Source organism: Paenibacillus sp. MSJ-34, assembly GCF_018918005.1.
GTDB lineage: Bacteria > Bacillota > Bacilli > Paenibacillales > Paenibacillaceae > MSJ-34.
The window spans coordinates 1-26,555 of record NZ_JAHLPR010000042.1 but is presented as its reverse complement, the minus strand read 5'-3'; the positions used below and the strand labels follow the sequence as shown (position 1 = coordinate 26,555).

General features: G+C 52.9%; 21 protein-coding genes. 18 read left to right on the top strand and 3 right to left on the bottom strand.

Features of this window, described 5'->3' with window-relative positions; all coding sequences use genetic code 11:
• The first annotated feature begins 68 nt into the window (after window positions 1–68).
• The 16 genes from KQI79_RS20500 to KQI79_RS20425 all read left to right on the top strand — a co-directional run bounded on the left by KQI79_RS20500 (window position 69) and on the right by KQI79_RS20425 (window position 20,827).
• Complete coding sequence (locus tag KQI79_RS20500) at window positions 69–2,792, top strand: response regulator (protein ID WP_216540168.1); 2,724 nt, start codon at window positions 69–71, stop codon at window positions 2,790–2,792.
• Between the two features lie 13 nt (window positions 2,793–2,805).
• Window positions 2,806–3,645 (top strand): CheR family methyltransferase, encoded by an 840-nt coding sequence (locus KQI79_RS20495; RefSeq protein ID WP_216540167.1) that lies wholly within the window; start codon window positions 2,806–2,808, stop codon window positions 3,643–3,645.
• 21 nt (window positions 3,646–3,666) lie between these two features.
• Window positions 3,667–5,280: an ATP-binding protein gene (locus KQI79_RS20490; RefSeq protein ID WP_230191969.1), complete on the top strand. Its 1,614-nt coding sequence runs from the start codon at window positions 3,667–3,669 to the stop codon at window positions 5,278–5,280.
• A gap of 140 nt (window positions 5,281–5,420) precedes the next feature.
• The gene (locus KQI79_RS20485) at window positions 5,421–6,653 is read left to right on the top strand and encodes an aminopeptidase (protein ID WP_216540165.1); all 1,233 of its coding nucleotides are present in this window, start codon (window positions 5,421–5,423) and stop codon (window positions 6,651–6,653) included.
• Window positions 6,654–7,281: 628 nt separating this feature from the next.
• Window positions 7,282–8,181 carry a ribokinase gene (gene rbsK / locus KQI79_RS20480; protein WP_216540164.1) on the top strand — a complete coding sequence of 300 codons (900 nt, stop codon included), beginning with the start codon at window positions 7,282–7,284 and terminating at the stop codon, window positions 8,179–8,181.
• A 213-nt stretch (window positions 8,182–8,394) separates the two neighbouring features.
• Window positions 8,395–9,708, top strand: a complete 1,314-nt coding sequence (locus KQI79_RS20475; RefSeq protein ID WP_216540163.1) for an MFS transporter — start codon at window positions 8,395–8,397, stop codon at window positions 9,706–9,708.
• Window positions 9,709–9,766: 58 nt separating this feature from the next.
• Window positions 9,767–10,021: a hypothetical protein gene (locus KQI79_RS20470; RefSeq protein WP_216540162.1), complete on the top strand. Its 255-nt coding sequence runs from the start codon at window positions 9,767–9,769 to the stop codon at window positions 10,019–10,021.
• 1,250 nt (window positions 10,022–11,271) lie between these two features.
• A complete protein-coding gene (locus tag KQI79_RS20465) occupies window positions 11,272–12,270 on the top strand; it encodes a LacI family DNA-binding transcriptional regulator (RefSeq protein WP_216540161.1) in 999 nt (332 codons plus the stop codon).
• Window positions 12,271–12,340: 70 nt separating this feature from the next.
• Window positions 12,341–13,687: an extracellular solute-binding protein gene (locus KQI79_RS20460; protein ID WP_216540160.1), complete on the top strand. Its 1,347-nt coding sequence runs from the start codon at window positions 12,341–12,343 to the stop codon at window positions 13,685–13,687.
• 80 nt (window positions 13,688–13,767) lie between these two features.
• On the top strand, window positions 13,768–14,712 hold the full coding sequence (locus tag KQI79_RS20455; protein WP_216540159.1) for a carbohydrate ABC transporter permease: 945 nt from the start codon (window positions 13,768–13,770) through the stop codon (window positions 14,710–14,712).
• Window positions 14,687–15,514 carry a carbohydrate ABC transporter permease gene (locus KQI79_RS20450; protein WP_216540158.1) on the top strand — a complete coding sequence of 276 codons (828 nt, stop codon included), beginning with the start codon at window positions 14,687–14,689 and terminating at the stop codon, window positions 15,512–15,514. The genes KQI79_RS20455 and KQI79_RS20450 overlap by 26 nt, the downstream gene beginning before the upstream one ends.
• A gap of 19 nt (window positions 15,515–15,533) precedes the next feature.
• Window positions 15,534–16,823, top strand: coding sequence for an AGE family epimerase/isomerase (locus tag KQI79_RS20445; RefSeq protein WP_216540157.1), 1,290 nt, complete (start codon window positions 15,534–15,536; stop codon window positions 16,821–16,823).
• A gap of 17 nt (window positions 16,824–16,840) precedes the next feature.
• Window positions 16,841–18,055: a neutral/alkaline non-lysosomal ceramidase N-terminal domain-containing protein gene (locus tag KQI79_RS20440; protein ID WP_216540156.1), complete on the top strand. Its 1,215-nt coding sequence runs from the start codon at window positions 16,841–16,843 to the stop codon at window positions 18,053–18,055.
• A gap of 16 nt (window positions 18,056–18,071) precedes the next feature.
• Window positions 18,072–18,830, top strand: coding sequence for a sugar isomerase domain-containing protein (locus KQI79_RS20435; RefSeq protein WP_216540155.1), 759 nt, complete (start codon window positions 18,072–18,074; stop codon window positions 18,828–18,830).
• 46 nt (window positions 18,831–18,876) lie between these two features.
• The gene (locus KQI79_RS20430; protein ID WP_216540154.1) at window positions 18,877–19,668 is read left to right on the top strand and encodes a glucosamine-6-phosphate deaminase; all 792 of its coding nucleotides are present in this window, start codon (window positions 18,877–18,879) and stop codon (window positions 19,666–19,668) included.
• Window positions 19,655–20,827, top strand: a complete 1,173-nt coding sequence (locus KQI79_RS20425) for an N-acetylglucosamine-6-phosphate deacetylase (protein ID WP_230191974.1) — start codon at window positions 19,655–19,657, stop codon at window positions 20,825–20,827. The genes KQI79_RS20430 and KQI79_RS20425 overlap by 14 nt, the downstream gene beginning before the upstream one ends.
• On the opposite strand, the gene KQI79_RS20420 is transcribed toward KQI79_RS20425, so the two are convergent.
• Window positions 20,816–21,670 carry a DMT family transporter gene (locus KQI79_RS20420; protein ID WP_216540153.1) on the bottom strand — a complete coding sequence of 285 codons (855 nt, stop codon included), beginning with the start codon at window positions 21,668–21,670 and terminating at the stop codon, window positions 20,816–20,818. The genes KQI79_RS20425 and KQI79_RS20420 overlap by 12 nt on opposite strands.
• A 194-nt stretch (window positions 21,671–21,864) precedes the next feature.
• Here KQI79_RS20420 and KQI79_RS20415 point away from each other — a divergent pair, with 194 nt between their 5' ends.
• Window positions 21,865–23,052, top strand: a complete 1,188-nt coding sequence (locus KQI79_RS20415; protein ID WP_216540152.1) for an MFS transporter — start codon at window positions 21,865–21,867, stop codon at window positions 23,050–23,052.
• Window positions 23,053–23,346: 294 nt separating this feature from the next.
• Here KQI79_RS20415 and KQI79_RS20410 read toward each other — a convergent pair whose 3' ends face one another.
• Both KQI79_RS20410 and KQI79_RS20405 read right to left on the bottom strand, forming a co-directional pair.
• On the bottom strand, window positions 23,347–24,405 hold the full coding sequence (locus tag KQI79_RS20410; RefSeq protein ID WP_216540151.1) for a DUF5050 domain-containing protein: 1,059 nt from the start codon (window positions 24,403–24,405) through the stop codon (window positions 23,347–23,349).
• Between the two features lie 201 nt (window positions 24,406–24,606).
• Window positions 24,607–25,320 (bottom strand): DsbA family oxidoreductase, encoded by a 714-nt coding sequence (locus KQI79_RS20405; RefSeq protein WP_216540150.1) that lies wholly within the window; start codon window positions 25,318–25,320, stop codon window positions 24,607–24,609.
• 121 nt (window positions 25,321–25,441) lie between these two features.
• Between KQI79_RS20405 and KQI79_RS20400 the strand changes: the two genes are divergently transcribed.
• Window positions 25,442–26,419: an aldo/keto reductase gene (locus tag KQI79_RS20400; protein WP_216540149.1), complete on the top strand. Its 978-nt coding sequence runs from the start codon at window positions 25,442–25,444 to the stop codon at window positions 26,417–26,419.
• Window positions 26,420–26,555 lie beyond the last annotated feature (136 nt).

The following is a 26,555-nucleotide window of genomic DNA, read 5'->3' as shown; positions in this document are numbered from 1 at the left end:
CCAGCCCACAGGCACGCCTTCGATCCGGTGACCGGCAGATAATCATGTGAAGTTTGGAGGGTAATCGTATGAAATTCAAAACGAAGCTCTATGTAGGATACGGAGCCGTGCTGGCGCTTATTCTCGTCATGTCTTACATAGGACTTCAAGGGTTGGAGCGGCTTCAATCCGGCATACAGCAAATTGTCACCGAGAATTATGCGGGCGTGAAACGAGCGACTTCGATCCGCGGTGAAATCAACAACATCGGTCGCGTCATGAACGCTTTATTATTGGAGCAGGACGAAGAAAGATATAAAGAACATTTGCAAGCGATCGCGAGCAGCCGGGAGAAAATCTCGGAAGATTGGAGCGCGCTGCAGACTTTGAAACCTTCGCAAGAACGAACCGATTTCCAAGCCCGATTCGATACGCTTTATACCGACTATCTTAAAAGTTTGGACAAGCTTGTTGATTTGATGGAAAAAGGGAAACGCGAGGCCGCGTTGGACTTATTCTATATGGAAACGGAAACGAAAAGAGCGGAGCTGTTCGATGTCATTCGAGGATTTAACGGAATGTACGAAAGGGATATGGGAGACGTGCTCGCTTCCTCGCACAAGGAATATGAACTGTTGCGGAACGCATTCATCGGGTTGATCGTCTTTATTTTCCTCGTTGCCGTATTGATTGCGGGCTGGGTGCTGCGGAGCGTAACGAAGAGCTTAAGGAAGATCAGTACCGGAATGAATCTGGTATCGTTCAACGATACAAGCCGTTTGCCGCGGATTGAAGTGACCTCCGACGATGAAATCGGCAGCATCGCCGCCGCATTTAATCAAATGGCCAGCTCTTTGGAACTGCATACGGCGAATGTGAGGCAATATCAGAAGACGCTGGAAGAGCAGCATTGGCATCAATCCATGGTAGGGGAATTCTCCGCTCTGTTTCAAGGCGTGCAGGATGTGCAGAGACTGGCGGAACTGTTCGTCAACAAGGTTGCCGCGATGATGGATGCCGGATACGGCGTAGTATATGTGCACGAAGGCCCGCTGGACGGACCGAAGAAGCTGTGGAAGGCGGCGTCCTATGCGGTGGACGGGGATCCTCCGGGAGAGAAGCAATTCGCCCCGGGGCAAAGTCTTGTCGGCCAATGCGCCAAGGAGAACAAACCGATTGTATTGAACGAGGTGCCGCAGCACTTCATTCCGATCCGCTCCGGTCTCGGAACGGCCGCGCCTTCCCATGTGATTCTCCTCCCGATTCCGTTCGAGGACAAGGCGGTCGGCGTTTTGGAGATGGCTTCGTTCCGACCGTTTGACGAGGCGAAATTGAGAGCGCTCGAAGAAGTGATGATGGTTTTGGGCATGGCAATGAACGGCGCTTTCTCCTATATGCAAATTCAAAAATTGCTGGGCGAATCGCAAACGTTTACGGAAGAGCTGCAGGCGCAATCGGAAGAGTTGCAGCTGCAGCAGGAAGAGTTGAGGACGTTGAACGAGCAGTTGGAGGAACAGTATAAGGATACCGACCGCAAGAACAAAGAATTGGAAGGGATCAAGCATGAATTGGAGGAGAAGAATCGGCAAGTTCTGCTCGGGTCCCGCTATAAGTCCGAATTTCTGGCGAATGTCTCCCATGAACTGAGGACGCCGTTAAACAGTTTGCTGCTGCTGACGCAATTGTTGAAGGACAATAAGGAAGGGAATCTGTTTCCGAAGCAGTTGGAATATTTGCGGACCATTCACGCTTCGGGTACCGATTTGCTGAATTTAATCAGCGAAATTCTAGACCTGTCGAAGATCGAATCGGGCAAAATGGAGCTCGTTCCGGAAATTGTCTCGTTGCAGGAAATCGGCGATATCGCGCGCAGCCAGTTTATGCCTGCCGCGATGCAAAAAGGGCTGGAGTTTCGAGTCGAACTGCATGACAATACCGGTTCTCTGTCCATATACACGGACAGGCAAAAGCTGCAGCAAATCGTTACGAATTTGCTCGCCAACGCCTTCAAATTTACGGAAGCGGGGAGCGTCGTTCTCTCCTTCCGGCTTGCCCCACCGGAAAGCGCGCCGCAGGACGCCGAACCGGAGAGATCCGGAAGCCATTTGGCGGTTTCGGTGTCCGATACGGGCATCGGCATAGCCAAAGAGCAGCAGGAAATGGTATTCGAAGCGTTCCGCCAGGCGGACGGTACGACGAGCCGCAAATACGGGGGCACCGGATTAGGGCTGTCCATTTGCAAGGAGATTGCCAATCTGCTGGGGGGAAGAATCGATTTGGACAGCGAGGAAGGACAAGGAAGCACGTTCACCCTGATTATGCCGATCAAGACGATCGGCGGCGCGCAATTTCCGGAACAAGCGTATGCGGAAAGCGCGGTGTCGACAGACTGGTTTCCGCGGATGGAAGAAGATGCTTACGAGTATGCGGAAGAGCTTCAAGGACGAACCGTTCTCGTGGTGGATGACGATATGCGGAACATATTCGCATTAACCGGCGCCTTGGAAAATTTGGGCGTGCGGGTTCTCTTCGCGGAGAACGGGCAAGAAGGGCTGGAGCAGTTGGAACGTTATCCCGAGATCGACCTGGTCCTGATGGATATTATGATGCCGAAGATGGACGGGTACGAGGCCATGAAGGCGATTCGCGGATCCGACGCCCCGTACCGCGATTTGCCGATTATCGCCTTGACGGCCAAAGCGATGAAGAACGATCGGGAAAAATGCATAGAAGCGGGGGCCAACGATTATATCAGCAAGCCGGTTCAATACGAGCAGCTGCTATCCTTGCTAAGAGTCTGGCTTCATCGTTAGGAGTTGACATCAGATGCTGCATCAATACGAAGAAGAGAAAGGTTTATTGGAGGAAATCGAAATCTGTTTGCTGCTTGAAGGAATTTATCGCCATTACGGACATGATTTTCGCAATTATTCGTATTCCTCGATTCGCCGCCGAATTTGGCATAGAATTAGGGCGGAGAGGCTGCGAAGCATCTCCGCCTTGCAAGAGGCGGTTTTGCATGATCCGGGGACGATGGAGCGATTGTTTTCCGATTTTTCCATCAATGTAACGGAGATGTTCCGCGATCCTTCCTTCTTCTTGGCGATACGCCGGAAGGTGGTCCCGTTGCTGCAAAACTTGCCGGCGATACGCATATGGCATGCCGGCTGCTCAACAGGGGAAGAAGTGTACTCGATGGCGATTTTGCTGTACGAGGAAGGGCTTTACGACCGGTGCACCATTTATGGAACGGATATGAATCATAGAGTGCTGGAACAGGCGGAAAGCGGCTCGTTTCCGCTGCAGAAGATGCAGTTGTACACGAAAAACTATTTGCAATCCGGGGGAGAGGAGGCGTTTTCCGAATATTATAAGGTGAAGGGAAATCAGGTGGCGTTTCACCCTTTTTTATCCGAAAATATCGTATTCTCGCAACATAATTTGGCGACAGACCATTCGTTTAACGAATTTCACATCATTATATGCCGGAATGTGTTGATCTATTTTAATGAAATTATGCATCAAAGAGTTATTCAGCTGTTTAAAGACAGTCTTGTCGCTTCCGGCTTCCTCGGACTGGGACGCAAGGAAGGCATTCATCGCAACTTGCAGCGCGAAGCCTTCGAAGTGATCGACCCGCAGGAGAAAATTTATCGAAAAATGTAACGCCGGATGGAGGGATTGAACATGAATCGTAAAGTGAAAATTTTGGCGGTTGACGACCGTGCGGAAAATTTATTGGCGCTGGAGGGCATACTAGCGTCTCCGGAGCGCGAAGTGATTACGAAGCGCTCCGGGGAGGACGCGCTCCGGTATTTGCTCTCGGAAGACATCTCCGATCTCGCCGTCATTTTGATGGACGTTCAAATGCCTGGATTAAACGGATTCGAAACGGTGGAACTCATTAAGCAGAGGGAGCGCAGCCGGGAAGTTCCCGTTATTTTCTTGACGGCGATCAGCACTTCGCTGGATCACGTCTTGAAAGGATATTACGTGGGCTCGATCGACTATCTGTTCAAGCCGATCGATTCGGAATTGCTGAAATATAAGGTTGAGGCGTTCGTTAAGCTTCACCGATACCATAACAAAATCAACAGCCAACGGAAAATGCTGCAGAAACGCGCTTTAGAATTGGAGGAGACAAATCATAAGCTGGCCGCGGCGGAAGCGATGCTGAAAAATCAAAACGAAAGACTGGAGTGGATGGTTAACGAACGGACGCGCGAGCTGCTTGAGGCGAACGATAAATTGCAAAAATCGCAGCAGCGTTTTCAAAAGATGTTCCTTTCCAGCCCTTGCTTGACGTCGATTTGCAAAATGTCGGATTTTACATATATCGACGCGAATGATAGTTGGAAGAAATATACGGGTTATGGGGACGAAGCGATGAAAGGCTCGGTGCATCAATTGCAGTTCGCCCCGGAGCCGCTGGAAGCAACCCTGCGTTGGGAGCGGCCGTTGCGGAATGTTAGGGTCAAATATGTCACGAAATCGCAGGAAACGCGCAACGGGCTTTTATCGACGGAAATTATCGAGATCGACGACGAAATATGCTTGCTGTTGGTCATGATCGATATTACGGAAAATGTGCTATACGAGAACGAGATGACGAGATTGGCGGAACTGAACCTGATCGGCGAAATGGCGGCGGGAATCGCGCATGAGATTCGGAATCCGATGACGACGATCCGCGGGTTTCTGCAATTGTCCCAAGCTGTGGAAGGCAGAATGGATAAACAGTACTTGGGCATTATGCTGGGGGAACTGGATCGGGCGAACGGGATTATTACCGAGTTTTTATCATTGGCCAAAAACAAGAAGACGGATCCCGCGCCGCGGCAGCTGCATCGCATTGTCGAATCGCTGTATCCGCTCATTCAGGCGGAAGCGATGATGTCGGGCAAGCATGTGTTCCTTCGCTGCGATTCGTGCGGAGACTTGCTGCTGGATGAGAATGAAATACGCCAATTGATATTGAACTTGTCGATCAACGGTTTGGAAGCGATGTCACCCGGGGGGACGCTGACGATCGCCACTTATGTCGAGAACGGGGAGGCGGTGTTGAAGGTCGCCGATCAAGGCTGCGGCATGAGCGAAGAAGTGCTGGAGAAACTGGGAAGGCCGTTTTTCACGACGAAGGAAGGAGGGACCGGTTTAGGGTTGGCCGTGTGCTACAGCATCGTGGCAAGGCACCAAGCCAAGCTGGAGGTGCAGAGCAGCGACAAGGGAACGACGTTTACGATACGTTTCGGCATCGCGGATATCGGGAGCGAAGCGGTAAGCCAAAGCGTTTGTTTGTAGCGGGCATTTTCTATGCAGGGCGAAATAGGTTACAATAGAAAAAACATCAAATAAGAAGGCGAAGCGCTTGATTCCGCCGCGGTTGTTACGGGCCGCATGACCGGAAGCCGCGCTTCGTTACATGTTCAGGAGGAACGATAGTGGAAGCATTGGAACAACAGTTGGAGAAATATGCCGAACTCATCGTTAAGGTCGGCGTGAACGTGCAGCAAGGACAGCAAGTGTTGATTACCGGGATGATCGAATCGGCCCCGCTTATCCGGCTCGTGGCAAGCAAGGCGTACGACGCGGGCGCGAGCGAAGTGTTCGTGGATTGGGTCGACGAGGCGCTCTCGCGATTGAAATATGAGAAAGCGCCGGATGACGCATTCACCCGGTATCCGGAGTGGGAAGCCGCGAAGAAGATTACGCTGGCGGAGCAAGGAGCGGCTTTCATCTCGATCAAGTCGCCGAATCCCGATCTGCTCAAAGGGATCGATCCGAAGCGCATCGGCAATGCGATGCAAGCGTCCGGCAAAGCGCTCGATCCGTTCCGGCGCTATGTGCAAGCGAATAAAATGAGTTGGACGGTCGTCGCGGCCGCAACGCAGGATTGGGCGGCGAAAGTATTTCCGCAAGCGAGCCCGGAGGAAGCGGTCGACCGGTTGTGGGCGGCGATATTCGAAGCGGTGCGGCTGAACGTTCCCGATCCGGTTCAAGCGTGGCAGGAACATGACGAGACGCTGCGCCGCAAAGTGGATATCTTGAACGCCAAGCATTTCCATAAGCTGCGCTATACGGCGCCGGGCACCGATCTGACGATCGAGCTGCCGGAGAAGCATGTATGGGTGGGCGCAGGCAGCAAGGACGAGCGGGGCGTTCCCTTCATGGCCAATATGCCGACCGAGGAAGTGTTTACCGTACCTCTGAAGCAAGGCGTCAATGGCTATGTGTCGAGCACGAAGCCGTTGAACTACGGCGGCAATGTCATCAACAACTTCAAGTTGACGTTCGAGAACGGCCGGATCGTGAAGGTGGAGGCGGAAGAAGGCGGGGAAATATTGCAGCAGCTCGTAGATACGGACGAGGGATCGCACTATTTGGGCGAAGTGGCGCTTGTGCCGCATGAATCGCCGATCTCCCAGTCGGACATTCTGTTCTACAATACGTTGTTTGACGAGAATGCGTCCAACCATTTGGCGATCGGCAGCGGTTACGCCTTCAACGTGGAAGGCGGCGAGACGATGTCGCCCGAGGCATTGGAACAAAGCGGCGTCAACAGCAGCATCGCGCATGTCGATTTTATGATCGGCTCCGCGGTGATGGACATCGACGGCATCCATCGCGACGGCTCCGTCGAGCCCGTATTCCGCCAAGGCGGCTGGGCGATTTAACGCAAGGAGGCGTTATCTGCGGCCCGGCGCTCTCATGCTGCGTCAGATGGCCGGGCGGCTGTCGTGCAGCGCCTGTCATGCAGCATCAGTCATGCAGCGCCTGGCGATGCGCGCGCGGGTCGAGGCCTATGTTGTACGTTGTACAACATAGAAGGCCCCGTTATCGCCGTCTGCTTGCTTATGTTGTACTTTGTGCAACATTTTCGGGGACAATCCGGCGATTTCGGCTCATTTCTAGCGAATATGTTGTATTCTGTACAACAATTCGCTAGGGTGGCGGCATTTCTTGCCCGCTATGTTGTATTTTCTGCAACATAAGGTGGGCCCAGGTCCCATTACATTCCGTAAAGAAGCGGCGGCAATGCCGCTTTTTTGTAACCACATTAGGGGGCAAGCGACTTTCACTATAAAATATCGAACGAATGTGCCTTATGAGTGCTCCGAATTTCGCAAAGAGTGGCGGGGAATCGCTCTCCTCCGATATCCGCTGTTGCGTCCGGGCTCGGCAAGACGGGAAAGCAATCGCGGGCAATGCCCGTTCCGCAACCGTTAATTGACAGCCCTGAAGCAGGTGCAGTATACTTTGATTTTGAACTTTTAGCGATATGAAAATATGGGTGAGGAATCTATGAACGTCATTGTTATCGGAAGCGCGAATATGGATATGGTGACGCGGACCGGCCGCATTCCCGAAATCGGGGAAACGATTCAAGGGGAAGGATTTTTCCTGTCGCCCGGAGGGAAAGGCGCCAATCAGGCGGTCGCTTGCGCCAAAATGGGGGCGCAGACTTGGCTGATGGGCAAAGTCGGGGACGATATATTCGGGCAATCCCTGCTCGACCGGCTCGCAGGCTATGGCGTCCGCACCGATTATATCGCGCGGGAGCCAAACGTAACGACCGGCGTGGCCGCCATTACCGTGTATCGAGGGAATAATTCCATTATTCTCGACGGCGGCGCCAATAGCCGTGTAACGCCCGATTATGTGCTGAGCTTCAAACGGGAGCTGCTTGCCGCGGACGCGGTCATGCTGCAATTGGAAATTCCTATGGAAACGGTATACGAAACGGTGCGGCTGCTCAAAGGGAAAGTGCCCGTCTTCCTGAATCCGGCGCCGGCCGCTCCGATCGACGACGATATTTTGCGGGGAGTGGATTATTTCACGCCGAACGAAATCGAGTGCCGCCTGTATGCCGATATGGACATTCGCGGCGCGGATGACGCGTTTGCCGCCTTGGACAGGTTGCGCGTCAAAGGGATACGCTATCCGCTTATTACGCTCGGCGAGAAGGGCGTCGCGTATTACAACGGAACCGAGAATGTGTACAAACCGGCTCGCAAGGTGAAGCCCGTCGACACGACGGCGGCCGGCGACACATTCTCCGGCACCCTCGCGGCCATGATTGTCGCGGGCAAAAGCATGGACGAAGCCGTGACGACCGCGCAGCTTGCCTCTTCCATCGCTGTAACCCGCATGGGAGCGCAGGAAGCGATTCCCGCGTTGGCGGAATTAACGGACGCGCAATAGCACAGACGTAAGGCGTTGACAAGGAAAAACCGTACCCCACGCAGACCGAGGTTTGCCGGGGACGGTTTTTTTACGGGGAACGAAATAAAACCTTTTACAACGAACCGTTCCAAGCATACAATAAGTGTATTACGCATTGTGTTTTATAGAAGCGCTTACATCACGAGAAGCATCGGCATAAAGCGAAAAATCGGAACGGAAGAAGGGAAAAGAATGAAAAGGCTTACGAATTCCCCTTTTACTTTTGCGCTGGGCATGCTCGCGATGATGATTCCGGTACAGGCGTTCAGTGCGTTTTACAGTTACTATTATGTCGAAAAGCTTGGCCTCGGCGTCGGATTGGCGACGCTTGCCCGCACGATCTATTTAATCTGGGATGCGGTGGACCAGCCGCTGTTCGGTTATTTCTCCGACCGTACGAGAACGCGGTGGGGCAGACGCAAGCCGTGGATCGTCGGCGCGATGCCGTTTTTTGTTTTAACGTTTGTGATGGTGTTTGCCGCGCCGGAAGGATGGCAAGGCTTCGACCTGTTCCTCTGGTTTCTCGTTGCGCTCATCCTGTTCGAGACTGCGTCCACGATCCTTTGGGTCAACTATGGCGCCCTATTTCCCGAGTTGTTCCGGGGAGACCGGCTGCGCGCCAAAGCTTCGGCCATTCAACAAGGATTTCAAATTGTGGCTTTATTGATCGGATCGGCCGTCACGCCGATCATCTTCCACGCGTACGGTTTTACGAATATGGCGCTGCTGTTTGCGCTTGCTTTCGCGGTTTTCATGGCGCTATGCGTCATGACCGTCAAGGAAGACGAGCGGGCGCGCAAGGAGACGCCGCTTAAGCTCAAAGAAGCGTTCCGCGAAACGCTGAAAAACAAAGAATTTTGGATTTTCAATATCGCCAATTCTTTCGCACAAACCGTTAACGGCCTTCTTAGTTCCATCATACCTTTTTACGCCAAATATGTGTTGAAAGTTCCCGAGCCTCAAGTATCGATTCTGCTTGCATCCGTGTTCGTCTCGGTTATCCCGCTGGTGGCGGTATGGTATGTCGTCGTCAAGAAGATGGGCGGGGTGAGAAGCTGGAGATTGTCCATGGCGGTATACGCCCTGTCGGTCATTCCTTTATGGTTCGCCCAAGGTCTCGGCGGAGGAATTATCGCCGGCGTCATCGCCGGTTTCGGCTTGGCGGGATTCCTCGTCACGCCGCCGGTGCTGAGCGGGCAAATTATCGACCGCGACGCCGAAGCGACCGGGCGGAGGAGGGAAGGGATCTATACGGCCGTGTCCGGGTTCATTACCCGATCCAGCGGACTAATCTCCGCATTGGCATTCTGGATTGTCGGCATGATCTTCGGCTATGTGAGCGGGGAGAATCCCGGCCCCAATCCGGAAGCGACGTTTAAATATTTAATTAGCGTCATCCCGTTCTGCTTGCTTGTTCTCTCCTTTGGCATCACGTTCTTCGTCAAAAACCGGCCGGCCCCGGCTTCCGCCAATTCGCCGCACTCCGGCGACGGGAAGCCGATATAAGCCGCCGATGCGCGATTCGACCGCCGGAACTCTGTTTCCGGCGGCATGGATGCTAGGGATGATGCGCATAAAGAACACTTCGCCTAACCATTACCATAACCATATTTCCTCCCCTTTTGTCGAAATCCCCTTCGTTCAGAAAGCCGGTTTCTTTTCCAATGCCGGGGAAGAAGCGGCTTTTTTGCATGACCCGGCCGCGCGTACCGCATCTAATGAAGGGGATTGGCAGATGGTAAGCCGAGATCGTCGATCAACGAATGCGGGCGGTTCGAAATTCGCCGTCAACGTGGCCTTATCGCGTCAACCCGATTGATGTGCCCCTGAATGTACTCCTGAATGTGCTCCTAAATCTGCTTTTGAATGCGCCCTTCCGAACGCTGTGCCATCTGGCCCCGTGATGTAACTGCAATTTTCCATTTACATCTCCCGATTTGGCGAAATTTTGCCCTATTAACTGCATTTTTCCAGTTGCTCCCGTCCGAATGGCCGCAAAAGGAGAAAACCGAGCTTCAATAGATGGATATTTGCAGTTAATTCGCTCCAAAAGGCGGTTTTGCCACGAAATAGATGGATTTCTGCAGTTAGTCAACCAATAAAGGTGCATTTTCACACTAGTGTTGCATCGAGAAGTTGATAGCTTCGAAAACCCGCAATGGAGTCTGCTTCATCATTCGCCACCGTTAATGTAACTGGCTTTATTGCGCATATAGAAGGGGGGATCTCCCTACATTTCGAAGGCGTTCGCGCGGACCTACGCTCCTTGTTTGGCGCTAACGAAACTGGCAATTCTTATTAGGCTCAAAATGAAGACGTCCCCATTCTAGCGAAAGTACGCATCGTTATTCATTGGAAATCGGCGATTGTACCGCCTTTTTCCCCTCATTAGCGTGTTTGAGTTTCGTTAGACATTGCAAAATGATGATTTACAGGCTTTTAGCGTGTATCAGTTTCGTTAGCCCGCTCGGGCGGATCGTCAGCCGCCAAGGTATGATGAAGTGAACTCTGATCGCAGGCTTTACCTTTTTACCCCACGGGAATCGCTTGCCAGCACGCTATACAGCTTCGATAACCTCTGCGGCAAATGATCGTTCAGGACTGCATGCAGCAATCCAATCCCGCCCCGTATGTAATAAACCCTGGCTTTCTAGCATCTGAACGAGGGGGATTTTCACAGAAGAGGGCCGACAAAACGCTTCCTCGGGCTTGAAGAGCAGCGATACGCTCGATGCAACGCCAGTGCAATAAAGGTGCATCTTCACCCTCGCAAGCTGCCCATCGCAAGCCGCCGACCGCAATCCGCTCCTCGCAATCCGCCGACCTCAAGCTGCCCACCACAAGCCGCCTACCGGATTCCAAGCCCCGCTTTTCGATCCCACCGCAATATTCCGTTAGGCTGCGATAAAAAAAGATTGACAACAGAAATGAAAACGCTTTATAATCGAAAAAAAGTTATTTGAAACGGTTCAAATTGAAAATATCAATTAAAAATATCACTCTATTCTGCTTAAATAATGAAATATATACCAAATTTGAACCGGTACAAAACATGAAGGGGCGGTGGTTATGAATATTACAATTGCCGATTTGGCCAGAATTACAGGCTTAGCCAAAAGTACCGTGTCGGGCGTTCTCAACAATAAAGCCGGATTTTCCGAGAAGACGAGAGCGAAGGTGCTGGAAGCGGCGGAAAAGCACGGATACGTTCCCAATGAAATTGCAAGGGGTCTAACTTCCAAATTTACAAAGACAATCGGCCTTGTCATTAAAGACATTACCAATCCTTTTTACAACCGAATTACGAAAGGGGTGCAGGATGTAGCCAACGAACATGGATATACCGTCTTCTTGTGCAGCAGCGGCGAGAACCATATGGTCGAAGTCGCGCAAATGAATGCGATGGTCGGCAAGCGGGTGGACGGCCTGATCATCGCCCCGTTGCTGGAAGGGGTTACTTTCGATCATATTTACGAATTGAAAAGAAAGGAAATCCCGTTCGCGACGTTAGGGGAAATTCCGGGGTTGACCTGCGATTACGTCGAGTTTGACGATTATCAGGGCAGCGTTCAGGTGACGAACCACCTGATCGAATACGGGCATGCAAAAATCGGATTCGTGACGGGTCAACGCACGTCGAGAGCGTCCAAACAGCGGTTTCAAGGATTTAAAGATACTTTGTTCGAGCGGGGCTTGACCTTGTCCGAAAGACATGTATTTCATGAAGCCAAGCATTTGGCGGACGGAGTGGATGTTGGGAACCGGCTGATCGCCATGGAGGATCGCCCCACCGCCTTGATCTGTTTCGACGACGTGATCGCGATGGGCGTCATCAAAGCGTTTGAAGCGGCAGGCTTGAGCATTCCCGGCGATTTGTCCTTAATCGGCTTCGACGATATCGAGCTAATGACCTTCCCGCTTACTTCCGTATCCATTCCGACCTACGAGGCCGGGAAACTGCTGGCGAAAATATTATTCGAACGCATTTTTGAAGAAAACGTTTCCGAATACAAACAGATTACGCTGTCCGAGCAATTGGTCGTCCGTTCTTCCGTCAAGCGGATGTAACGGCGCTCCGTTGCCCCAAGCACAAATTGAAAGCGCTTCATTAACAAAATCCGTTTAGGGAGGAACGAAAGTGAAAAGTAAAAAGAGCGTACTTACGGTAATTTCACTAGTTGTAATGTTGTCGCTGGCCTTGGCCGGTTGCTCGGGCGGGAGCAACGTGAAGGACTCGTCCGATTCTCCGAACTCGAATAATCAGCAATCCCCCACGGATAGCAAGCCGGTAGAGCTGACGATTTGGGGCGGTTATCCGGAATTGGACCCGTGGTATAAAAAAATGGCGGAAGAGTATAAGAAAGAGCATCCGAACGTCACGATCAACATTGCGTCTTTTCCGCTCCGGGATTTCGAGAAGAAAGCAGCCGCAGGCCTTCCGTCCGGCAGCGCGGCCGATATCGTGTCGCTTAATCCGGTGATCGCTCTGCGCTATGTGCAAGGCAATATGCTGAAGCAGGCTCCGGACGATTTGGCGCAGATGGTGACGAGCGGCATTTATCCGGATATTGTGAGCGACCGGGCTCAAGTGAACAATACCGTTTACGGCATTCCGCATCAGCTTGGCAAAGGAGTCATTTATTACAATACGAAAATGTTCGCGGAAGCGGGTTTGACCGAACCGCCGACCAGTATCGACCAATTTCTCGAATACGCGCAAAAGCTGGCCAAGAAGGACGGATCGGGCAATCTGGAGCGGGCGGGAATGAGCTTGCGCCTTACGGGGGGCGGCAGCGGTTTGGGCGAGAAGTTCTGGACGTTGTTGGCCCAGCATGGCGGCAGCATCGTGAAGGAAGTATCACCCGGCAAATATAAAGCGAACTACGATAACGAAGCCGGCCTCAAAACGCTGCAAATGTACATCGACATGGTTCATAAGTATAAAACCGACGATCCGACGATTAAGCATGACGCGGAAGCGTTCGAGATGGAATTGGCCGCCTTCTTCGTCCGCGAATCATGGGTCATAGGCGATATTAAAGAGAAAGCGCCGAATCTCGAATATGCCACCGCGCCGCTGCCGAAAGCGAACGTGATCGGGATGTCCGATTTCTATGTAACGAATGCGGCGAAAGAGAAAGAAGAGACGGCTTGGGATTTCATCCGCTTCTTGATGAAACCGGAAAACCACAAGCAAATGGTCGCGATGACCGGATGGCTCCCTGCGCGCGAAGATTTGGATATGGAAGACTTCTTCCAGGAAAATCCGCAGTTCAAAGCCTTCTTTACCAAGCAAGAATTGCACGCGTACCCGACGATTCCGGAATTCGACGAAATATTGACGAAGTTCGCGGACCGTTTGTCCGAGAAAGGTTTTACCGACGCTTCGTTCGTGGATAATCCGGCCAAGATGGAAGCGTTCCTGGCGGATTTGGCCAAAGAAACCAACGCGATTCTGAAAAAGGCGGGGCATTTGGCGGAGTAAGCTGCGTAAGGAACCCGGCCCAAGCGCGGGAAGGGTTCCTTACGTTACTGCGGCGGATAACGCGGAAAGGGGAATGAACCATGGCAACTTTGGCTAGAAGAAAGTTCCGGCTCAAACCGCACCACTGGTTTGTACTCATTGGGCTGGCTCCGATTATGGCGATTTACGCGTATCTTCGATTCATTCCTATTGTGAAAACCTTCTATATCAGTTTATTTCAATGGGATATGGTGTCTGTCGAGAAACCTTTCGTCGGCATGGAAAATTTCGTGACATTGTTCCAAAGCGAAGCATTTATGACATCGCTCAAAAATACGACCGTCATCGCTTTTGGCATCTTGATCTTCAGCGTACCGAGCGCGCTCGTTATCGCCTACCTGTTGTCGAAGGCGATCCGTTTCAAGTCGTGGTTCGAGGCTTTTTATTTCCTGCCTTACATTACGCCGATGGTGCCCGTGGCCGTCACGTGGAAATGGATTCTCGATTCTCAATACGGGTTGTTTAATTATTTCCTGTCTTTTTTCGGCGTGAGCCCGAAGCCGTGGCTGCTGGATCCCGCGCTGGCGATCGTCTCGGTCATTATTCTTACCGTCTGGAAAACGATCGGCTACAATATGATCATTTTCACGGTAGGCTTGACGGGCATCTCCAAAGAATATTACGAAGCGGCCTCGATTGACGGAGCGACCGGAATCAAAGCTTTTCGATATATTACGATTCCTTTGTTAAAGCCGATTACCGTGTTCGTCTCGGTCATTACCCTGATTCACGGGTATAACGTTTTCAGCCAAATTTACATTTTGGCTTCGGATATTCAGGGCTCTCCGGGTTATGTCGTGCGCGTGCTCGTATACGACATGATCGAGAACGCGTTCCGCTTTTTCAATATGGGGTATGCGTCCGCTTCGGCCGTCGTCTTGTTCCTGATCGTCTTGATTTTGACGGGCATTCAAATGGGATTGGCCAGAGAGAAGAATACTTCGAAGAGGGGGTTAAAGCGTGATCGCGCAAAAACGGATTCATAGCGTTATTCGTACGATTGTTTTAGCCATCGGAGCCATCGTCATGGTGATCCCTTTTCTCTGGATGGTGTCCACCGCCTTCAAAACGCCGGTCGAGCTGAATGTGTGGCCGCCCTCGTTTATCCCGGAATCGTTCAAGCTGACCAATTTCCAGGCCGTATTCGAGGCTGCGCCGTTCCATCTGTATTTCTGGAACAGTTTGCGGATGGCCGTCACTTCCTCTCTGGCGATCGTTTTTACGTCGCTCCTGGCAGGATATATTTTCGCAAAATTTCGTTTCGTCGGGGCGACGGCGCTGTTTACGATTTTGCTCGCGACAGCCATCGTGCCTTTTGAAATCTATATGATCCCTTTATATTTGCAGATGCAAAAGCTCGATATGCTGAACAGCTTTCGCGGTCTCGTCGCGCCGTATTTGGTGATGAGCTTCGGCATTTTCTTTATGCGGCAAAATATCATCCAGCAAATTCCCGACGAAATGCTGGAAGCGGCCAGAGTGGAAGGGGCGTCGGAATGGCGCATCTTCCTCCGCATCGTGGCGCCGCTATGCAAAGCGCCGATCAGCGCGCTCGGCATATTCGCTTTTATTGAAGCGTGGAACGCATTTATATGGCCGCTCCTCGTTGTCGGGGATACGAAGCTGTATACGATGGAGCTCGGTTTGGCGATGTTCCAATCGGCGTTCTCCATCGATATGACGGTCATGTCGGCCGGTTCGGTCATGTCGGTCCTGCCGATTCTCATCGTGTTTGTGTTATTGAGGCGCCACATTATTGAAAGCATTAGTATGACGGGAAGCAAATAAGGACAAGCGGGGTGAAACGATGAATAACTTGCTTTCGTTTTATCGGGATCAGTTGCAGCGCAATTTATTGCCCTTCTGGCTGCGGGCGCTCGACCGGACCCGCGGCGGGGTGTACACCTGTTATAACAATGAAGGAACGGAATTGCTGAGCACGGACAAATTTACATGGTCGCAAGGGAGATTCGTTTGGATTTTGTCGCGGCTGGCCGATTTATGCGAACGAGGCGTACTGGACGAGCGGTCGCCAGGCGGACAGGCGGCGATGTATTTGGAGCATGCCGGGAAAACGGTGCGTTTCTTGATGGAGCATGTTTTCCTGAAGAACGGAAATTGCGCGTATGTGTTGACGGAAACGGGAGAGAAGAAGGAGCTCATTCCCGGGCAAGGGTATGACCTTAGCTTTTATGCGGATTGCTTCGTCGTATTGGGATTGACAGAATTTGCCCGGGTTGCGGGGGACCGGGACGTGCTGGAACGGGCGCTGCAATTATACGGGAGCATCGAGCGCAGGCTGCAAGCGGGCAAGATTCGGAGCGAGCCTTATCCGGTGCCTGACGGTTATGTTTCGCAATCGTTCGCGATGATTATGCTCAACGTATCGCAAGAATTGGCGGAGGCTCTCGAACGCGCGGGACATCCGAATGGCGCTGGCATCCGCAGCAGAAGTCTCTATTATATGAACGAGATTATGGACAAATTCGTAGACGGCGACGACCTGCTCGCCGAGCTGCTCCCTCTTGACGGCAGGGACGGCGATACGCTATTGGCAAGGCAGATTGCGCCCGGCCATTCGATCGAATGCATGTGGTTCGTCATGAAGGAAGCTCGGAAGCTCGGTCTTTCCGAAACGGCCGGGAAGGCCGCCCGGGTGGCGAAGAAGGCGTTCGATATCGGCTGGGACCCGATCTATGGAGGGTTATACCGCTATGTCGACCGCGGCGGCGGCGAACCGCAAGGCCGGATGATCGGCGACAGGTATGAGGCGTTAATCTGCGATACATGGGATATGAAAATATGGTGGCCGCATTCGGAAGCGTTGTATACGTTTTTGCTGTCTTACGACTTGACGCAAGATTCGCAGTTCCTGGACTTGTACAGCCGGATGCATGACTATGCGTTCCGTACCTTCCCGCACCCGGATCCGGCGATCGGCGAATGGATCCAAATCCGCGACCGGCAGGGCGTTCCGATACAGAAAACGGTCGCTTTGCCTGTGAAAGATCCTTATCACATTATGCGCAACGTGCTGCTGACGATCGAACTGCTTGATGAGAAAGCGTCGGCAACGTCGACGAACGCATCGGATTAGGGGAGGGGAATGAGGACATGTCGTTTACGCTGAAGCTAGGCACCGCCGTAAGAAATATTACTCCGCCATATCCCGTTCCATTAGCTGGGTTCGGCCACCGGCAGGGCGTTTCGGAAGGAGTGTCGCATCCGCTCTGCGTCAAGGCGATGGTTTTGCAATCGCAGCCGGTTTCGGGCCCGGCCCCGCTCGCGCTCATCGTCTCGGCCGATATCATCTGGTGGGGGCCTGAGCGGATGGAGCGTTTATACGAAGCGTTCCAGGAACGTTGGGGCATTAAACGTTCGGCGGTGATCTTGAATGCGACGCATACGCACTCGGGGCCGCAGACGAGCGACCGGTTTGCAAGCGAGATCGGGGAAGCGGACCGGGCGTACGTGGACGGGTTGGAAGCTGCGCTGCTTGACGGCATTGAGGAGGCGCTGCGCAATCTTGAGCCGGTCGCGATCGAGCGGGGGAGCGGCGAATGCCGGATCGGCGTCAACCGCCGCAAACTCGAAAACGGCCATATCGTCATGGCTCCTAACGAAGACGGCCCCGCCGATTCCGAGGTGAGCGTCATACGGTTTCGAACGGAAGACGGCCTGGAGAAGGCGATCATCGTTCATCTGGCTTGCCATCCGACAACGACCGACCTCAACATGATTTCTTCGGAGTTTCCGGGCGTAGCGATGGAGTTGTTGGAGGCGAAGCTTGGGAGCGGCTGTACGGCGTTTTTCATGCAAGGATGCTGCGGGGATGTCAGGCCGCGCTTGGTACGGGAAGGAAGGTTTTACCGCGGAGACGGGGCCGATGTCGTCCGGTTCGGGAGCGAATTGGCGGAAGCGGCGTTCCGCGTGCTGGAACGTCCGATGCGTGCGTTGCGCCCAAGACCGGTTTCCGGCAGAAGCGCGGCACTCGATCTGCCGCTGGAAGCCGGGACCGAATCCGGCACCGAGCCTCACACGGTCCCGTTTCAGATGAATTTGGTTCGCATTGCCGAAGGCTTGTCTTTGTTGGCGATGAACGGGGAAGTTGTGACGGAGTACGGATTTTACGCGAAACGGCTATGCACAGACGTGCTGCCGGTCGCGTACAGCAACGGGATGATCGGGTATGTTCCCACGGCCGCGCAAATTGCGGAAGGCGGGTATGAGGCGGACGAGTCGCATCGTTACTTTCGTTTGCCTTCCAGGTTTTCTCCATCGGTGGAGGAGACCGTAAAAAACGGGATTCGCGCATTGATTCAAGGATAGACGGGAGGAAGAAGCAATGACCGGAAAACTTATGACGCAATATTTGGAGAAAGTGACCGAACATATCCGGCTGCTCCACGACGAAGAGCAGGAAGCGATCGGCAAGGCTGCCCGGATGGTGGCGGACCGGATCAAACAGGATAAAATTGTGTATGCGTTCGGCCCCGGCGGACATTCCAACCTCGCTTCGCAGGAGATTTTCTTCCGCGCGGGAGGGCTGATGCATATTAGCGCCATTCTCGACGAGGGCACCTTGCTTAGCAACGGGGCATTGCGTTCGATGGCGACAGAGCGCCTGCCGGGACACGGCAGCATCGTGATCGAGGATTACGGGCTTCGGGAAGGAGACTTGCTGATCATTATTAACGCTTACGGCATCAATTCCGCTACGATCGACGCGGCGCTCGAAGCGAAGAAAAGAGGCGTCCGCACGATCGGCGTCACCTCGGTGCGCCACGCGACGGAAACGCCGGAGGATCATGTCGCCCGCCATCCGTCCAAGCATAATTTGCATGACCTCGTGGATGTCGTGCTGGACAGTAAAGTGCCTGTGGGAGACGCTATTCTCCAAGTCGGGGATTTGGAGCAGCGGGTTGCGGCGATATCGACCTTTGCCAACGCTTATCTGCTTAATTCCCTCGTAGCGGAAACGATCGGCTTGCTGGCCGCCGAAGGCATGCATCCGCCGATCTGGATGAGCGGCAATGCGACGGGCGGAGACGAATCGAACGCAAGGTTTATAAGCAAATTCAAAGATCGGATCAAAAAATTATAACCCGATTGATAGGACTGAATAGCAACGAACTCGGAGGGAGAACGAAATGACAAAAGAGACGATGCCGCTGTATGAGGAAAAGGCGGGCCAACTGGAGATTCAGGTGTACCGGACGAGACAAGAGATGGGAGCGTCGGCGGCGGAGAAAGTCGCGCAAACGATGAAGGAATTGATTGCGCGGCAGGGCCGGGTACGGATCATTTTCGCCTCCGCGCCGTCGCAAAACGAGTTTATCGATGAGCTCGCGCAGGCCGAAGGCATCGATTGGTCGCTTGTGACCGTCTTTCATATGGATGAATATATCGGGCTGCCTGCCGATGCGCCGCAAAAGTTCAGCACGTATCTATACGACCGGCTATTCCGACGCGTGAAGCCGGGCGGCATGCATCTCATCGACGGATCCGGCCCGAGCGAAGAAGAATGCCGGCGTTATGCCGCCCTGCTCCGGGAAGAGCCGATCGATATCGTTTGTTTGGGGATCGGGGAGAACGGTCATCTCGCCTTCAACGATCCTCCGATCGCCGATTTTAACGACCCGGTCTGGATGAAGCCGGTGGAACTCGATGAAGTGTGCCGCCAGCAGCAGGTGAATGACGGATGCTTTGCCCATCTCGCCGAGGTTCCGGCGCGCGCGCTTACGTTGACGATTCCGGCGTTATTTGCAGGCAAGCGTTTATTTTGCATCGTGCCGGGGCGAACCAAACGCCAGGCGGTGGAACGAGCTTTGCGCGGACCGATCAGCACGGATTGCCCCGCGTCGATATTGAGGACGCATCCCGAATGCACTTTGTTCGTCGATAGGGAAGCGTATGGAGCGGAATCGAATGATGGAACATAGTCGTATTAGAGCGATCCACTATCGAACCGGCAGGCCGGTCAGCATCCTGATTCAGAGCGGGAAGATCGGGAGAATGGAGTATGTGGACGAATCGGACGATCGGTTGCCGTGGATTGCGCCGGGACTCGTCGATTTGCAAGTGAACGGATATCGCGGGATGGATTTCAACACGCTGCCGATTGAGGACGGGATGCCCCGGCGTATTACGCACGCGTTATGGGAAGAGGGAGTCACTTCGTATCTGCCTACCGTCATAACGAATCGGGGCGAGGCGATCGAAGAAGCGGTGAGCGCGATTGCCCGGGCTTGCCGCGCGGACGATGATACGAATCGCGCCGTTGCCGGCATTCATCTGGAGGGCCCGTTCATCTCGCCCGAAGACGGTCCGCGCGGCGCGCATAACAGGGAATTCGTGCGCCCGCCCGACTGGAATCTGTTCCAGCGCTGGCAGGAGGCGGCCGACGGCAAAATCAAGATCGTCACAATGTCGCCGGAGTGGCCGAATGCGACCGAGTTTATCCGGAAATGCGCGGATAGCGGAGTCATCGTCTCGATCGGACATACCGCCGCATCGGACGAGCAAATCCGGGCAGCCGTCGGCGCCGGCGCGCGGATGTCGACCCATCTGGGCAACGGCGCGCATCTGACGCTTCCCCGGCATCCGAATTATATATGGGAGCAGTTGGCCCAAGACCGTCTATGGGCCTGCATGATCGGGGACGGCTTTCACCTTCCCGATTCGGTCATGAAAGTTATCATGAGAGTGAAGGGCGATCAAGCGATTCTGGTGAGCGATGCCGTTCAATTGGCCGGCATGCCTGCCGGACCCTATCGTTTGCATATCGGCGGGGATGTCGTGCTGACGCCCGCGGGCAGGCTGCATTTGGCAGACCGTCCCGAACTGCTGGCGGGATCGGCGCAGATGCTGCTCAAGGGCGTCGAGCATGTGGCCGGGATGGAGGTCATCCCTTTCCCGGATGTATGGGATATGGCGTCCGTTCGCCCCAAGACGTTGCTGCATGCCGCCGACAGCGAGGGTCTTGTCCAAGGGGCGGAGGCGGACTTCGTTCTGTTTGAGCGGGAAGGCGGTTCGATTCGACTCCGGGAAACGTTCGTTAGAGGGATTAAGGTATATCAAGCTGCGGAATCAAGCGAATAGCCGCAGCAACATGATGCCGATGAAAGCGCAGGCAATGCCGGCGATTTCCATCGGCTTGAATTTTTCCTTCAGGAAAATCCGCGCGTAAAAAATAATAATGAGCACATTCGTCGCGCTGGCCGCCGATACTAACCCGGTGACTCCCGAGGCGAAGGCGTACAGCAGCAGCACCATCCCTGAAATATTGGTGATCCCGACGAGCATGCCCCAGCCGACCGTTTTTCGGATCGACCACCGCTCCCCAAGGAATATGCCGGCCCGGCGTTCCCGCAGCCATGTAAGCAGAAACAACAGGGAGCCTACAATGAACATGTAAAATAAAGTCGGGAACACTTCTCCCTGCAAATAAACGGCTAATTTGCTGAATAGATCGTTGAAGCCGAACATGACGGTGGCCATAAGCGCCCACTGCACGCCCTGCAAATTTTTCAAAGACAAGTCGTTCGAGTAGCGGATCATGACGATCCCGGCCAATATGACGAAAAACGCGGCGCTTTGCGGAAGCGACAATTTCTCCGCAAACATAAAATAAGCGCCGGACACGACGATCAAAGGCGATAAAGCGGTAAGAATGGCAACAAGCGACGCCTTGCCCTCGGCATAGCCTTTGTACATCGACGCGTTGGCGATATAAGAAAGAACGCCCATCGCGATGCCGATGAGGTTAGCGTAAGACCATTCCGGACGGACGATCATAATCGCGGCGACGGAAACGACGACTCCCGTTACATATACGCCGAATAACATTAAATTGCGATCCAAAGGTTTCTTCGAGGTCCTTTGATACATAATGCCTCGCAGCCCGAAAGCGACCGCGGATAAAAAAGCCAGCAACAACCACAATTCTGTCTGATGTCTCCTTTTCCCGATGTTAGCCCTATTATAGATGGGAAACCCGATTCCGGCAATGAAATTCGGGATTTGAGCGGAAGATAAGCAAGTTTAATAGACGGGATTGCCGTTTGCGCAAGAGATGGTAAAATAATACACATGACGTTCCTCGCAAGGTACTTCCATCCGGGAAAGGAGCCTCGATCATGCGCATATGGCAAGATTTGAAGGCGTTTTTACAAATTAAAGGGGCTTGGGTTCTCGTCCTGATCCTGCTATGTTACGGGGTGGGAACCGGAATTCTCGCGCCGATGAACGCGATTTATTTGCAAGATTCGGTAGGCCTCGACAAAGTGGAGATCGCCTCCATTTTCGCCATATCGTTGTTTCTGAATATGGTTCTGACGATTACGGTAGGGGCGGTAAGCGACCGGATGAAGCGGAAAAAGACGATCCCGCTCGTTGCGGCCGTGCTGTGCATGATCGGAATCGTCGTCTATATGGGCGCCTCCGGCTACATGCCTGCGTTAATCGGAATGTGTCTTGCAACGGCGCCGTCCGGCATGATTATGGGACAGTTGTTCGCGATGGCGCGCAACCACTTTACGAAATACGCTCCGGATGTCGTCGAAATTTCGCAAATTTGGCTTCGCGCCACGTACAGCGTCGGCTTTTTCACCGGATTGCTGCTGGGTGCGAACCTGTTCCTGATCGCCACGTTTCAGGGCGTGTTGTGGGGCAATTTGGCCGGGTATGCGGCATTGTTCGCGCTATTGTTGTTTTACCGGGAAATTACGGTCGATTCCTCGGCCGGACGGACGGCGGGCGGCGAGCCCTTTTCGCTGATCATGCTGTTTGCGATTCTATTACTGTCCTGCGCCGATGCGATTCGCGGTTTATATTTGCCGCTTGTCGTCAACGTGCGGTTCGGCAATCCCGAATTGATGTCTTATATTTGGAGCACCCAGGCGGTGTTTGAGCTATTCTTTATGACGATGGCCGGCTACTGGGCGGCGAAATACGGCAGCAAGCCCGTCATTTTGCTCGGCAGCCTGTTCGCCTTGGCCACCTATATTGCTTATACGGCTAGCGATTCGCTCGCGGTTTTTTTCATCGTACAGCCGATGTATTCCTTTTTCGTATCGGTGCTGTACGGCGTCGGGATGGGCTATGTGCAGCGCATGTTCATCCATCGGACGGGTTTCGGCGCGAGCCTGTATGTGTTCATATCGCAGACCGCTTCGCTGATCGGGTATTTCCTGCCTTTGCTGATCGAAGGAATTACGCCGCAAATTTTCTGGATTCCGGCACTGCTGCTCGTACTTTCGATCGCGCTGATGGGGAAGGCGATCTATGGCGAGCGCATGAAGCGGGGCAGGTCGGTGGCAGGATGAGACGCCAGGTCATGCACGGAGCTTGCTCATGTTGTATGAAATACAACATCCACAAGGATGGATGGGCAGAACGGGCCATCATGTTGTACGAAATGCAGCATAATCGCAAATAAACGGCTATATTCCCTTGATCTGCCCCCAGTATGTTGTATTTATTGCAGCATAGGCTTAGCAAGTGTATGGAAAGGGGCTGGAATGTTGTATTTTGTACAACTTTCCACGTTCCCTGAACAAGCCAAAGCGCCTCTCTTCGCATGACATTGCGATAAGAGGCGCTTGCCGTTTGGAAAGAGGTCAACCGTGATGTGCGATGGAATACATTTTAACCGGCTTGGCCCCTTTTTCCATACTTAGACGATAAATTTCCGATTTGTTAGGTTCGTCATATTTGACATTATAGTACATGACATTGCCTAGAAAGTAGATCTCATAGGCGGCCGATCCTTTCGGCAAGGCAAGAAAATCTTCGCGTGCCGTTCCGTCGGTTTTGACCCGTACGATTTTATTGGTGTGTCTCAGACCGTAATAGATATAACCGTTTTTGATATGAAAGGCTGTCACGAGCGGGGCCCATCCGTATTCGTCTTTCGGAATGTCAATAAACTCTTTTTCATAGCTGCCGTCTTCCAAGGAAAGTTTGCCGAAGCCTCTTCCATAATGGTTGATATACACGATGTTGTTATAAGCGATGAAGTCGCTCCCTTGAAAATCGATCTTTTGCCAATCTTTCGTTTGTTCGGAAACGTAGTACATCGTTCGATGGCTGTCATAGACGATGGTGTCTCCCCATTTATTCACATTGGCGGTGTAAAGGTCGTTAACCCCTTCCGCTATTTTCGTCAATCCGGTTCCGTCCAACTTCATCTTGTACAAACCTTTTTTGCCGAAATATTCGAAATAGATCCATCCGTCGTCGATGAGCATATGGGTTGTCAACAGTTGGATATTCGTAACCCGGGCGTTCTTTGTTCCGTCCGTTTTCACTTTGTACAGAGAGAACGCCACGCCGTGGTTTTCGTCCCTATAGTCGAGTCCCGCATCGCCCAAGTAATAAATCCAGTCGCCGACCGCCTCAATATTCCACATTTTCTTAGTAGTGAAAATTTTCTTGTTTTCTTTCGTTTTAGGGTCATACCTATAGAGATGATCTTTGGTATAGTCGGCGTTATTGGCCACGTAGAATTCGTATTTGTCATTGGCCGTTACATGTCCGAATTGGGACATGTTCCCGTTCTTTTCTGCAAGTCTTGCGTTTTGTTTTGCCGTTTCTTCCGGCGTCTGAGCAAAGGCCTGGGGAATTGCCAGCACCATGCTCGCAATGATTGCGAGAATGACTACCTTAAACTTCCTCATTTTTTACCTCCAAATAATTTTTTTTCCTCTGTTTCCAGACACGGTTGTTATTGTTAGGATAGTTCAAATTGATAGGATTGTAAACGATAATTGACAAGTCAGGGGATGGAATGCGGCCAAATGAGAACAGGCTGCCGATTTGGCAGCCTGCATCTTTTCACTATTTCGTTCGGTTCGGATCGGATCGGGAGAGGGTTCAACTCACTTCTTCTGTTCGGGGGTGCACACGCCGTCCGTACATCCGGCCTGATCCGCTGATTCGTTAACGACGGTGAATGGTCTGCTCTCGTCCCACGCTTTCTGCAGCGCTTCGAGGAATACTTCGCTCGGTTGCGCGCCGGAGACCGCATATTTGCGGTTGATGACGAAGAACGGCACACCGCGGATGCCCAAGGCGCTCGCCTCCTGTTCGTCGGCCCGCACTTCCTGCGAATAGTCGCTTCCCGCCAGCATATTCGCCGCTTCCATGCGATCCAGGCCGACTTCCTCCGCCAAAGCGGCCAACGTTTCATGATCGCCGAGATGTTTGGACTCGGTGAAGTAAGCGTGGAACAGCCGCTCCGCCATTTCATTCATTTTGCCGTACTTCGCGGCGAACTGGGTCAACCGGTGCGCATCGAACATATTCGTCAGAACCATCGTATCGAAATGGTACGTTAAGCCGACCGCCTGCGCCTGTTGCGTCAGGTTGTCGTTCATCTCCTTCGCTTTGTCGCGGGTCATGCCGTATTTCGACGCGAGCATGTCGTGCACATCGAAATCGACGTCCCGCTTTGCATTCGGATCAAGCTCGAAGCTGCGTTGGATGACTTCGATTTCATCCTTGTTGGCGAATTTGTCCAGCGCGGCCTCGAACCGGCGCTTGCCGATATAGCAGAACGGACACATATAGTCCGACCAAATCTCCACTTTCATTGCGCATTGCACCTCCATTGGAATTTCATGCGATATTAATATAAGATTATAGAAAAACGACTTATTTCACAACCCATGCGTGTCAAAATCGACAATATGAATGGAAGGGATGAGCTGCGATATGGAATATCGGCGTTTAGGAAACAGCGGATTGAAAGTATCCGCATTAGGGCTCGGCACGAATGCATTCGGATCGCGGGCCGACGAAGAAACATCGATTCGCATTGTGCGGCAAGCATTGGATCACGGCATGAATTTCATCGATACCGCCAACATTTATTCCGGATCGGAATCGGAACGCATTATTGGCCTCGCTTTGGAGGGGCGGCGCCATGACGTTGTATTGGCTACGAAAGCGGGATTGGTGCGCGGCAGCGGCCCGAACGAAAGAGGATCGTCGCGCTACCATTTGCAGCAGGAGCTCGACAACAGCTTGAAACGTCTCAAAACGGATTATGTCGACCTGTACCAAATACATACGTTGGATCCGCACACGCCGTTCGAGGAAACGCTAAGAGCGTTGGACGATATGGTTCGCGCCGGCAAAGTGCGCTATATCGGGGCGTCCAATTATTTTGCCTGGGAATTGATGAAGGCGCTCGGCATCAGCGAATTGAAGGGGCTCAATCGATACGTATCGATCCAGGTCAGCTATTCGCTCGCCGACCGTACGCCGGAACCGGAGCTCGTGCCTTTATGTCTCGACCAAGGCGTCGGAATTATTCCTTATTTTCCGTTGGCAGGTGGCATTCTAACCGGCAAATATACGTCGCGGGACGATATTCCTGCCGGTTCGCGGGCGGATAAAAATCCGGATTTCGGCCGCTTTCTCGACGATGAAAGGCTCAGGCTGGGTAAGGAAGTCGTTCGTATGGCGGAAGCAAAGGGCGTCTCGCCCGGCGCGCTCTCGTTAAGCTGGCTGATGCATAAACCTGCCGTCTCGACGGTGATTGTCGGAGCTACGCGCTGGGAGCAGCTCGAAGCCAACCTCGAAAGCGTGTCCGTTCGGCTCGAACCGGAAGAGATGGAGGAATTGGACCGTCTCAGCCAACCGTTCGTATACAGAGAACCTTTCGCAATATATCGGCTGCCGCAATAATCGGCCGCAACACGAAACGGGGCTGTCCATAAAGTCAGTGAAAACTGCTGGACGCCCCGTTTTTGTTGAATGTTAAAAATGTACACAAAAAAAACGTCTTTTCCTGTAAAATGAAAGTTACCACACCACCATTTTA